General features: G+C 71.8%; 10 protein-coding genes, 1 tRNA gene and 1 pseudogene. 6 read left to right on the top strand and 6 right to left on the bottom strand.

All coding sequences use genetic code 11. The features are described 5' to 3' along the window. Positions 1 to 413 (top strand): fasciclin domain-containing protein (locus tag ACFW2Y_RS05455; protein WP_384873901.1); only part of this gene is annotated, 413 nt, incomplete at its 5' end. 176 nt (positions 414 to 589) lie between these two features. Here ACFW2Y_RS05455 and ACFW2Y_RS05450 read toward each other — a convergent pair. The 3 genes and pseudogenes from ACFW2Y_RS05450 to ACFW2Y_RS05440 form a co-directional block, all read right to left on the bottom strand. After that, positions 590 to 1,612, bottom strand: a complete 1,023-nt coding sequence (locus tag ACFW2Y_RS05450; RefSeq protein ID WP_384873898.1) for a MerR family transcriptional regulator — start codon at positions 1,610 to 1,612, stop codon at positions 590 to 592. Positions 1,613 to 1,675: 63 nt separating this feature from the next. Continuing rightward, positions 1,676 to 2,113, bottom strand: a complete 438-nt coding sequence (locus tag ACFW2Y_RS05445) for an SRPBCC family protein (RefSeq protein WP_384873895.1) — start codon at positions 2,111 to 2,113, stop codon at positions 1,676 to 1,678. Between the two features lie 229 nt (positions 2,114 to 2,342). Further along, positions 2,343 to 2,959: pseudogene (locus tag ACFW2Y_RS05440) on the bottom strand (cryptochrome/photolyase family protein). A 224-nt stretch (positions 2,960 to 3,183) separates the two neighbouring features. Between ACFW2Y_RS05440 and ACFW2Y_RS05435 the strand changes: the two are divergent. The 4 genes from ACFW2Y_RS05435 to ACFW2Y_RS05420 all read left to right on the top strand — a co-directional run bounded on the left by ACFW2Y_RS05435 (position 3,184) and on the right by ACFW2Y_RS05420 (position 6,202). After that, positions 3,184 to 3,762: a fasciclin domain-containing protein gene (locus tag ACFW2Y_RS05435; RefSeq protein WP_384873892.1), complete on the top strand. Its 579-nt coding sequence runs from the start codon at positions 3,184 to 3,186 to the stop codon at positions 3,760 to 3,762. 263 nt (positions 3,763 to 4,025) lie between these two features. After that, positions 4,026 to 4,295, top strand: coding sequence for a UBP-type zinc finger domain-containing protein (locus ACFW2Y_RS05430; protein WP_384873889.1), 270 nt, complete (start codon positions 4,026 to 4,028; stop codon positions 4,293 to 4,295). 331 nt (positions 4,296 to 4,626) lie between these two features. Next, positions 4,627 to 5,223, top strand: a complete 597-nt coding sequence (locus tag ACFW2Y_RS05425; protein WP_384873886.1) for a DUF4383 domain-containing protein — start codon at positions 4,627 to 4,629, stop codon at positions 5,221 to 5,223. Positions 5,224 to 5,284: 61 nt separating this feature from the next. Continuing rightward, positions 5,285 to 6,202, top strand: a complete 918-nt coding sequence (locus ACFW2Y_RS05420) for an SDR family oxidoreductase (protein ID WP_384873883.1) — start codon at positions 5,285 to 5,287, stop codon at positions 6,200 to 6,202. Positions 6,203 to 6,335: 133 nt separating this feature from the next. Here ACFW2Y_RS05420 and ACFW2Y_RS05415 read toward each other — a convergent pair whose 3' ends face one another. The 3 genes from ACFW2Y_RS05415 to ACFW2Y_RS05405 form a co-directional block, all read right to left on the bottom strand. Next, positions 6,336 to 8,045: a methyltransferase gene (locus ACFW2Y_RS05415; protein ID WP_384873880.1), complete on the bottom strand. Its 1,710-nt coding sequence runs from the start codon at positions 8,043 to 8,045 to the stop codon at positions 6,336 to 6,338. Between the two features lie 127 nt (positions 8,046 to 8,172). Next, a complete protein-coding gene (locus ACFW2Y_RS05410; protein WP_384873918.1) occupies positions 8,173 to 9,348 on the bottom strand; it encodes a 4-hydroxybenzoate 3-monooxygenase in 1,176 nt (391 codons plus the stop codon). A 357-nt stretch (positions 9,349 to 9,705) separates the two neighbouring features. Then, a complete protein-coding gene (locus ACFW2Y_RS05405; RefSeq protein ID WP_384873877.1) occupies positions 9,706 to 10,557 on the bottom strand; it encodes a serine protease in 852 nt (283 codons plus the stop codon). Between the two features lie 471 nt (positions 10,558 to 11,028). Here ACFW2Y_RS05405 and ACFW2Y_RS05400 point away from each other — a divergent pair. After that, positions 11,029 to 11,116 (top strand) — tRNA-Leu (locus ACFW2Y_RS05400). Positions 11,117 to 11,230: the final 114 nt, after the last annotated feature.

The raw sequence follows: 11,230 nt of genomic DNA, 5'->3' as shown, positions 1-11,230 counted from the left end.
GGATGGCTCAGGACCCGGTGGCGACGGCGGCGTCGAACAACCCGGCCCTGTCGACCCTGGTGGCCGCGGTGCAGCAGGCGGGCCTGGTGGACACCTTGAACAACGCGAAGGACATCACGGTGTTCGCGCCGACCAACGATGCCTTCGCCAAGATTCCGAAGGCCGACCTGGACAAGGTCCTGGCGGACAAGGCCACGCTCACCAAGATCCTCACCTACCACGTGGTGGGTCAGAAGCTCACCCCGCAGCAGCTGGAGAACGGCTCCTTCGAGACCCTGGAGAAGGGCAAGATCACCACGAAGGGCTCGGGCGAGGAGTACACCGTCAACGACAGCTCCAAGGTCGTCTGCGGCAACGTCAAGACCGCCAACGCCAACGTTTACATCGTCGACACCGTCCTCATGCCCCAGTAAGCGGCGCCCCGCCGACCCCGCACCCCTCACGACCGGGGGTGCGGGGTCCTCGCGCGCACGGGCCGTCACGGGCCGCCGTCAGGGGGAAGGACCGCCCTCGGCCTTCGTCGCGGCGGCCCGGCGACTGGCCCGCACGTCCATCGCGGAGCACGCGTCCTGGTCGGTCCGGCGAAGCCCTACGCGCGTACGGATTCGGCCCGTTCGCCGTACGGACCGCAGACCGCGTCGAGCGCGTCGCGCAGCCCGTTCGGGCGCACGGTACCGGGAGCCAGGGGCCGACCGAGCCAGCCGGGACCGGCGAGCAGGACCAGCGGAGCGGTCCGCGCGCCCCGCACGCCGAACACCGTGCCCGCCACCTGCCGGGCCAGGGCGTGGTTCGCCGTGGACCTGGTCTGTGACCAGAGGGCGACGGCGGCCGGCCCCAGCCGCCGTACCGCCGCGTCCAGGGCCTCTGCGGGGACGGCCGCGCCGAACATCCGGACCGGCAGGCCCCGTTCGGCGAGTCCGGCGGCGAGCGCCTCCAGCGGAAGGGTGTGCTGCTCGGCCGGTGCACAGGCGAGGACGACCGGAGCGGTGGAGCCCGCTGCGGCCGGCCCGCCGAGGACGGCGCGTCTCAGCGCGGTGGAGACGTGCCAGGACAGCAGGTGCTCCACTTCGACGTACCGGTCGCCGGAGGACTCCCACTTCCTGCCCACCGCGTGCAGGGTCGGGGCGATCACTTCTTCCCACGCGGTGACCAGCGGGTACTCCGCGAGCACCTGCCGGAGCAGTCCCTCCATGGCGGGACCGTCGAGTCGCACCGCGGCCCTGGCCAGGCCGCGGCATTCCTGCCGTACGGTGCCCAGTGGCAGCCCGCTGCCCACTCCGGGGCGGAAAGGCTCCTCCGACGGAGGGTGGGCGGACGGTTCGACGTCCGTCGCCTCCGCCGAGGGAGGCCCTCCGACGGCCACCGCCGACCCTCCGGAGCGGACCCGCCGGGCGGCACGGGCCGCCTCGGCGGGCGGGACGCCCGAGGCGGTGAGCCGGCACATCTCCTCCAGCATCGCCACGTCCGCCGGACTCCACCGCCGATGCCGACCGTCCTTCCGAACGGCCGGGCCGATGCCGTAGCGCTGCTCCCAGGAACGCACCGTGGTCGGCGAGACCCCGAGCCGCCGTGCCACCGCACCGGTCGTGATCCCGTGAAGAGAATCGGACATGTCACCACCCTGCGGATGCTGGAACGACGTGGAAGCGGGGCTTCCCGGGAGCCGGGCGCGTCCTCAGAGCCTCGCTGCGGCGACGGCCGGGAGGCGTTCCGCCACCTCGTCGGCGAGCCGCTCGAACTCCGTGCGCAGAAACGGCGCGGCCAAGCCGGCGACCCCCTTGAACGTCAGGGTCGCCCGGTACGTGAGCCGGGTGCCGGTCCCCTCGGCGCGGAAGGTGAGGTCGTCGCGGGCGGTCACCGTCTTGTTCTCCCCGACGAACACCAGGCGCGCGGGCTCGCGTGCGACGAGCTCGTACGCGAGCTCGGTCGTCCGGCCCCGGAAGCGCGAGGTGTTCCGCCAGCGCGAGCCCGTCCGCACCGGCCCGTCATCGAGCCGCACGCAGGACACCGTTCCCGGGTCCCACTCCTCGGTGTGGGTGAAGTCCTCCAGGTACGCCACGAGCTCTGACCGGGCACGGGGAACCACGAAACTGCGCTCCACACTGATCGCCATGCCGTCCTCCGTCTTTCCGTCCGGTCCGTTGCGCCACGGAGTCGTCGATCCGGCGGCGCACACTGCTGCTTCCCTGCGCGGGGGCACTTTGGATGCACGGGGAACCGTCCCGGTTCGGGTGCCCGGACCGGGCCCGCCGCGAAGAGCGCCGGAACGGCCGCGCCGTGCCCCGGGGCGGAACCTCGTGGTGGGGCGGCGCGGGGCACCGAGGGCCGGCACCCGGGCCGACTCACGGCGGTCCGTCGCCCCGCTGCCGTTCCTGTTCCAGCAGCTCCGACAGGTCCTTGAGGCGGTCGAGGCCGTGCACCGCCCTGGACATCCGGGCGTTGTGGACGAGTCGGCCGCGGTGCCGGTGCAGGAAGTTCCAGTAGCCCGCGGTGAACGGGCAGGCGTCCGTACCCACCCGTCGGTCCGGGCGGTGCGGGCAGGCCCGGCACAAGTCGCTCATGCGATCGATGTAGGCGCCGCCCGAGGTGTACGGCTTCGTGGTCATCCTGCCGCCGTCCGCGTACTGAGACATGCCCACGGCGTTGGGCAGCATCACCCAGTCGTATCCGTCGACGAAGTGGGGTGGTGCACGGTCACCGGCCCGTCGCCCACGGCCTGCCGCAGGCCCTCCCGATAGGTGTCGGCCCGCACGTACGTCACCCGGTCGCCGAGTTCGACGGCCCGGTGCCGCATCGCGGAGAGGATCAGGTGCGCCTTCGCCCGGTGGAAGCGGCGCCGCCGGAAGACCCCGCGCGACTCGATCATCAGCACGCGGGCGTTGCCGAGGGGACCGCCGTCGCCCGCCGCGAGGAAGGCCGGGCCCAGTTGGTCGCCGAAGAGCCAGTGCGTACGTGCCATGTCGGGCCCGATCCCTTCCGCGTCCGGTTGACGCATCGTGGTGATTCGGTGGAGAGGAGCGTTCCGGATGCGGTCCCCAGGAGTCCGGCGTCCTGCGGCCCGCCGTGAAGAAAATTGCCGCCCACCCCATCCGAAAAGCCCCTCCGTGCCGAATGAGTGGGTGAGAGGACAAGCGATCCACGCTCGCGGCCCGCTCGGTCCGCGACCGGTGGGAGGAGCACGTCATGACCACCATGCTCATACGACGTCGTGTCCCGGCAGCCCTGGCCGCCGCGGCCCTCGCGGTCTCGCTCGGGGCCCTGGCCCCCCAGGCATCGGCCGACGACGGCGACGGCCCGTTCGGTCCGGCGTGTGCTTCGGTGCCGAAGGAGGGTGCGGGTTCGTTCGACGGGATGGCTCAGGACCCGGTGGCGACGGCGGCGTCGAACAACCCGGCCCTGTCGACCCTGGTGGCCGCGGTGCAGCAGGCGGGCCTGGTGGACACCCTGAACGACGCGAAGGACATCACGGTGTTCGCGCCGACCAACGACGCCTTCGCCAAGATTCCGAAGGCCGACCTGGACAAGGTCCTGGCGGACAAGGCCACGCTCACCAAGATCCTCACCTACCACGTGGTGGGCGAGCCCGTGCAGAAGGCGGACCTCGCCGACGGATCCTTCAAGACCCTCGAAGGCGGCACGCTCACCACTTCGGGATCCGGGGACGCGTACGAGGTGAACGACACCGCCGCCATCGTCTGCGGCAACGTCAAGACCTCCAACGCGACCGTGTACATCATCGACACGGTGCTCATGCCCCAGTGAGGCGGACGCCCGGCCCGGGACCCGGTCCATTCCGGTCCCGGGCCCGGCGCGCCGGTGCGACCCGGTGAGGAAGGCGGTCAGCAGTGTCGAAGGAACACCCCGACGCAAGCACGCCCGGGGAACCCGGAGAACCCTCAGCACCCGGAGCCGACGGGGCGGTCGTTTGGAGGGTGGCTCCCGACGGGGGGCGCCCGGGCGGATCCCCTTGCGACCATCTGCGGTCTCCCGCCCCGCCGGCTCCCCCGGTCGGCGCGGTCTGCACGGTGTGCGCGGCGAAGGGCTGGACGTGGCGACGCCTGCGCTGGTGCGCGACGTGCGGGAACGTGGGCTGCTGCGACAGCTCCCGCGGAGCCCACGCCCATGCCCACCACCTCGCGACCGGACATCCGGTGGCGGTCTCGCTCGCCGCCGACGAGGAATGGGCCTGGTGCTTCGAGGACGAGCTGTTCCTGGTGCCGGCAGGGCCCCGAGCAGCCCCCTCCACCCGGCACCCGACGGGCGAGGGCCGGGCGGGAAGGCCCTCGGAGTCCTGAACCCCGCCCCGGTCCCACCGTGTCCGACCGGACCCGGCGTCGGGGAAGGGGACGGACTCCGACCGGACCCTACCCGCCACTTCGAAGGACGTCGTCCGGGGCGGGGTAGACCGGGTGAAGGAAACCTCCGGTCGTCCCCTCCCGCATCCGGATCCCCGGTCCCACCAGAAAAGCCCATGAAGCCGCGAAACGGTCCTGTGGGGCCGCGAAGCGGTACAGGGCGAGCAGGCGTTCCGGCCGAGGAGGTCCCCATGATCCAGGCGAGGACGACGAGGGGGAGGCGCGCCGCCGGCGAGCGGTCCCCGGCGCACGGACGGACAGGAGGACGACGGTGAAGCTCAAGGACGAACTACCCGTCGATCACCACCTCGCCACGGTCTACCGGCTGGGAGCCGCCCTGTGCGGCTGCATCCTGCTGGCCTTCGGCTGTCTGGGCTTCGCGGACGCCCTCAGCCCCTTCGACACCTCGGGGGAGCGGATCGCGGGCATGACGACCAACACCACGCTGAGCGTGATCTCGCTCGTCGTGGGCCTCACCCTGCTCGCGGGCGCGGCCAGGGGAGGGAACTTCGCCTCCACCCTGAACATGACCGTCGGGGGCCTGTTCCTACTGAGTGGTTTCTACCACCTGTTCGTGCTGGACCGACCGGCGAACTTCCTCGACTTCGGCATGACCAACGTGATGTTCAGCTTCGTCATGGGGCTCCTCATCGTCACCTTCGGCATGTACGGACGGGTGTCGAGCAAGCTGTCCCACGACAACCCCTACTGGCAACGGCGCCACCCGCGTGAAGCCGCCCGGGAAGCCCGCGCCAGGCGCCGAGCCGCTGCCGGCACCACGCCGGAGGCGACCCCGGCCGCCCTGCCCGGAGCCGGCCGCGGCCCGTACCGGGCGCTCACCGGCACCGCCGACACCGACCAGGACTGATCACGGGGAGAGGGGCGGAGGGCCGCTCCGCGGCGACGCCCCCACCACAACGGAGGTCGCCATGACCCGCTCGTGGGAACTGCAGGGGCGGACCGCGGTCGTGACCGGGGCGGCCCGCGGTCTGGGCGCCGGGCTGGCCCACCGGCTCGCCGACCGGGGGATGCGCGTGGCGTTGCTCGGCCGGGAGGCAGCCACCCTGGAGGCGGTGGCGGAGACCCTTCCCACCACCGGTCACGTCGTCGAGGTCGACGTCACCGACGCCGCCGCCATGGGCCGGGCCGCCGAGGACGTGAGCCGGCACCTCGGTGCCCCCTCGGTGGTCATCGCCAACGCGGGCGTCGCCGAAGGCGGCCCCTTCGAGACCTCGGACCCCGCAACCTGGCGCCGCGTCATCGACGTCAACCTGGTCGGCAGTGCCTCCACCGCGCGTTCCTTCCTGCCCGGGCTGCGGGCCACGCACGGCTACTTCCTCCAGGTCGCCTCCACCGCCGCCTTCGGCGCGGCCCCCATGATGAGCGCCTACTGCGCCTCCAAGGCCGGGGCCGAGGCGTTCGCCCGCTCCCTCCGGGCCGAAGTGGCCCACGTGGGCATCGGCGTGGGCGTTGCCTATCTGCACTGGACCGACACCGACATGATCCGCGACGTCGACCGCCACACGGTCCTTCGGGAACTGCGCGGGCACATGCCGGCGCCCGCCCGTCGGGTCTACCCGGTGGACCGGGTCTCGGCCTGGATCGCCCGCGGGGTGGACCGTCGCTCCGCGACCGTCTACGCGCCCCCGTGGCTCCGGCTCGCCCAGGCCGGGCGACCGTTCTTCCCGCTGGCGGTCGACCTGTTGTCCCGACGGGAACTGCCCCGCCTCATGCGGGAGCACGCGTTCGAGCAGACCGGACTGCTCGGTCGCGGCGGCCGCATCGAGGAGGCCTCCCTCGGCCGGCCCGAGGGCGATCGGGTCGGTGACGACGGCAAGCAGGTCTGAGGGGCTTTCCCGTCCGGCCGTTTCCCCTCGCGGCCCTGGTGCCTCCGGGAGTCCGATGGGCCCGGAGAAGGGGGCGTGGGCTCCGAGACCCGCCCGTGCCCCGTCCGCCGGACGGCCGTCCGGGGTCCGGAGGTCAGCGCTTCCGCACGTGCAGGACATGGGCGTCGAAGGGAAGCGGACGATGCCCGACGAGTACGAGCCCTGACGTCTCGAACAGCCTCGCGTACGCGTCGACGCGGCGTTCGCGACCACCGGTGTTGCACAACATGTGGAGGTCCCACGCGGTCGCCAGGGAAGGGGTGGCGTCCGTCGGCAGCAGCCGCTCGACGACGAGCAGATCGGCACGGGACGGCATCGCCCCCGCCAGGTGCCGCAAGATCTCCCGGCACCGCGTGTCGTCCCAGTCGTGCAGGACCCGGGACAACAGGTACACGTCTCCGGTCGACGGCACGTCCGCGAAGTCACCGACCAGGTAGGAGCACCGCTCGCCGACGCCGGTGGCGGCGAGGCGCTCCCGGGCGGCGGCCACGACGTGGGGCCGTTCCAGGAGGACGCCGCGCAGCGAGGGATGGGCGGCCAGCACCCGTCCGAGCAGTTCGCCGGTGCCACCCGCCACGTCGACCACCGTACGGGGGGCAGGGGAAGCCGCTGCCGCCGTGAGCACGGGATGTGCCGGCAGCGGATCGAACATGGGGGAGCTGGCGGCCATGGAACCGTCGAAGGCCGCGGCGAGTTCGGGGTCACGGGCGAAGTGGTCGAAGTGGTTCTGGCCGTAGAGGTGGTCGAAGCCGGGCTCCCCGGTCCGCACCGCATGGGTCAGATGTGCGAAGGACTGGTAGAACGGGCCCCCGTACATCAACGCCAGGGGGCGCATCGAGCCGGTGGCCCCCTCGCGCAGGAGCAGACCGGCCGTGGTGAGTCGGAATCCTTCCGGCTCCTCCGACACCACGCCCAGCATGGCGAGGTACCGCAGCAGCGTGGTGAGTTCCTCGGTCTGCGCTCCGACTTCGCGTGCCAACCGTCCTGCGCCGAGGGGCGCGTGCGGGCTCATCGCCTCGGGGAGCCGCAACTGGGCGCACGTGGCGAGGGCCTGCGTCGTCCAGGCTCCGGTCAACAGCCGCAGGAGCGTTTCCGCTGAGCCCGGGGCCGCCGCCGACGGACGGGCCGCCAGGTGCTCGTCCAGGAGGTCCCGGTGGTCCCCGCCCGCGTACAGCTCAAGCCGTCGGTAGCCGGTGCCCGTTCCGGGAGGCGCCGTGAAGTAGAAAACGGTCCCGTCCTCGTGCGGGTTGTACCCGCCGCCGTCGGCCACCGCCCCGTGGCGTCCGAAGCTCGCCCGCAGACCGCGCAGCACCAGGGGATCGGGCCGGTCCACGTCGAAGGCCAGGTGCGCCTCGTGGTCGTGCGCGCGCTCGTGTGCGGCGAGTGCGGCCGGTTCTGCTCCGGGGGGCGCGACGAGCGAGAACACCTCGACCGCCCGGCGTTCTCCCCGGGGTCCGTGCACGGCAGGGCGGAGAATCCTTACGTCAAGATCGGCGGGGTCAAGGCCGTGACGCGCGGCCAACCGGTCGCGGACCACGACGCTCGGCCGGGAACCGGGGCGGTCGGAGAGCCCGCACGCGGCGAGCCCGGCGCGCAGGGCCGCGTGGTCGGCGGGGAAGAGGAGCAGCGCGGCGTGTCCGAACCGGCACCGGTCCGCCACCGCCCGCAGTTCGGGACCGTCCAGGCCGGGCAGTACGCGGGACAAAAGGACGGGGGTCTCCTGCTCCCGGACGAAGTCGGCGGTCGCACGCAGGCGCCGGACGTCGTCGGGGGCGAGGAGGGACACCGTGGTGGGGGTACTCATCGGGCGGGCATCCTCGGTGAAGGGGAGGGAACGTGCTCCGGCCGGCGGGCCGGGAGCGGGAACGCGGGGAAGCGCGTGGGGGCTCGGGGGAGCGAGTGGTGACGCGGGGAGAGCAGGAGAGAGCGGGTCACACGCCGACGTAGTGTTCGGCGAACCAGTCCTGCTGGGTGCGGGACGTCTGCAGCGCCCTCATGCGGGAACGGCGCATCCCCTCCTGGAAGGGGGGCGAGCCGTGGAGCAGGCCGATCATCCAGTGGGAAAAGTCCTGTGCGCGCCAGATGTGCGCCAGGCACCGCGCGGAGTAGCGGGCGAGCGGACCGGGGTCACCGCGGTGCAGCTCGTCGGAGAGCGCAGTGCCGAGCAGTTCGGCGCCCAGGACCGCCAGGTTCGCGCCTTTGGCCGCGGTGGGGCTGATGAGGCCGGCGGCATCGCCGACCAGGAAGAGGGAGCCGTACCGCAGGGGGTCGAGCACGTCCGACTCCAGGTCGACGAGGGTGCGTTGGAGGATCCGGCCACGTCGAAGCGGTCCGTAATCGGCGCTCCGCATCCGCAGTTCCAATTCGTCCCAGATCTGCTCCTCCCCCCACGCGTCGACGGAGGCGCCGCGTGTGCACTGCAGGTAGTAGCGGGTGACGTCGGCGGACCGGGCCATGTGACCGGCGAAACCACGAGGATGGGTCGCGTACCCGACGGCGTCGAGGCTGGGAGGGGCCTCGGCCAGCAGTCCGAGCCAGGAGACCTTGTGGTCGTGTCGGTGCCGTCGTCCGACCCCGCTCGGCAACGAGCGCCGCCCGGCGCCGTGCCGACCGTCGCAGGCGGCGACGTACCGCGCACGCCACCGCTCGACGCCTCCGTCCGCGGCCTTCGTCGTCACCCACGGTCGATCGCCGTCGAAGCCGCCGACCTCCACCGCCTCGGTGTCGAACCGGATGCGGCCACCCGCCCCGACGTACGAGACCAGCAGGTCCGCCACCAGTTCGTGCTGCGGATAGACGGTGTGCGGCTCGCCCCTGCCGAGTCGTCGGTAGTCCAGCCGGAAGCGCCCGTCCTCGGTGCGGAACTCGCACGTGCCGTGCTCCCGGCCCCGCTTCCGCAGACCCTCGTCGAGCCCGTGCCGTCGCAGTACCCGCACCGTGTGGGCGGCGAGGAAGCCGGCGCGGGCACGGTTCCGGATGTGCTCCTCGCCGGCGCGCTCAAGGACGACGCAGTCGATTCCGCTGCGCAGCAGGAGGTTGCCCAGCACCAGACCGGCCGGCCCCGCCCCGAGGATGACCACATCCGTCGACTCCCGCTCACTGCCCATGTGTTGACTTTCTGTCACGGAAAAGGATCTTAGGCACGGAAGATCCTTTGAAAGGCGAGATGTCACTCGAATGCCGTATTCCTTGGGGGAGGAAGTTTCCCGGGTGGGGCGAGGGGGCGGCCGGCCGGCGGGGAATCGAGCCCCCTGGTCATCGAACGGTGGAGGGGGGCGGATGTGACGGGCCGTTCGTCCCGCCGGTGGAACGACCTCCCGGAAGCCCGCTCGACCTCACGGGGTGGCGAACCGCGGGCCCGCCCGGGGATTCCCGTGCCGGCGGGCCGGGGTGGACGTCGGCCCGGAGTGCGCCGTTCTCTTCCTGTTGTCGCCCCCACCGGTCGCTCGGTGGGGGCGGGGGCCTCACGGCTTGGGCAGCAGGCAGCCCGCGCGGTTCAGGTCGATCACGTTCCCGGCGCCGATGCAGGGGACGATCGTGTACGTCTCCTGGGCGTAGTTAATTCCCTGACGCACCGTCACATTACCGTTCTCGTCTATCTCGCACGGGTTATTGAGGGTGCAGCTTTCACCACTTTCGTTGCCCGTGTTGTTGACCGCGACCACCTTGCCGGTGGTCGCGTCGATCACCGGCGAACCCGAGGTGCCGCCGATGGTGTTGCAGGAGGAGGTGTAGCGGACCGAGTCCTTCCAGGTCCACTGGCCCTCCTGCATGCGGTAGACGAAGCCGTCGATGTCACAGCTGTAGGTCCGCTTCCAATAGCCGGAGACCACCTTGATCGCCGTACCCGCCGTCGGATGGGCGTCGTCGAGGGTCAGGGCGCTGATGCCGTACCGGCTCTGGATCTGTGCGTACGTCTTGGTCAGCCGGTAGAGGGAGATGTCCGTGTCGGTCATCGTTGCGTACGCGATCCTGTCGGCCCGCAGCGTCCCGACCTTGCTGCCCGCCGAGTTGAGGAGGGAGAAGGAGCGGCTGGACCGCTGGTCCTTGATGACCTCGCCGGCCGCGGGGAAGCCCGACTCCAGGCAGTGCCCGTTGGAGAGGACGAGCGCGGGGTCGCTCGGCAGCGAGGTGGGCGTGCGGACGACGGAGCCCGAGCAGTTGCTGAGCGCGACCGTTCCTGCGAAATCGACGGCAGTGGTCTGGGCCGTCCTGGCCCGGGCCGTCGCCTCCGGGGACGTCGAGGCCGCGGCCGGAGCGGTGGCGGCGCCTGCCAGGAGCAGGGCGAGCAGTGCTCCGACGAGAGGCTTCTTCATGTGGGGGTTCCCCTCTGGTGACCGTGCAACCGAGAATCCTTCGATTGTCATGAGCATTCTTAGAATGAAGTCCCCTGCTGACAAGAGGGCGTTGTCGGTCGGACGGGGCCGCCGTTCCCCCCTGGTTCGGAGCGGATGCCTCTTCCCCGAGGTCGCCGTCGACCGCTCGCCAACGGGCGTCCGAACCCTGGCGCCCCGGTCGCCCCGTCGCCGTCCTGGTGCTGCCCGTCCCTGCCCCGCCCGCGGGTGCGTCGTGCGCCGCGTCGCCCCGAGGGCTCCCAAAGGGCTGCGGGAGCCTCGTCGCGCGGTCCGGCCGCGGGCGCTGCCCCCGCCCGTCGCCGAGGTCTCTCCGCCGTGCTCGAACGCCACCCTGCTGACCATGGGAAACGCGGGTGAAGGGCACCCCGAATGCCTGGTAGATTGTTCTCCGTCGCGGCGGGAAGCGGAAACGTGAATCGCGGCGGGCTACCGGTCCGGGTGGCGGAATGGCAGACGCGCTAGCTTGAGGTGCTAGTGCCCTTTATCGGGCGTGGGGGTTCAAGTCCCCCCTCGGACACCAGTGAAGACCCCTGTCCTCAGGGGTCTTCTGCTTTTCCGGGCATCGGCGTCGTCGACCGCCTGGCCAATGGCTCGGTGAACCCCCGGGACGGCCCAGGGGTGACGGGGTGAGCCG

Origin of the sequence: Streptomyces sp. NPDC058877 (assembly GCF_042742855.1) — a bacterium.
In the GTDB taxonomy this organism is placed as follows: Bacteria; Actinomycetota; Actinomycetes; order Streptomycetales; family Streptomycetaceae; genus Streptomyces.
This window is presented reverse-complemented; position numbering and strand designations above follow the sequence as displayed.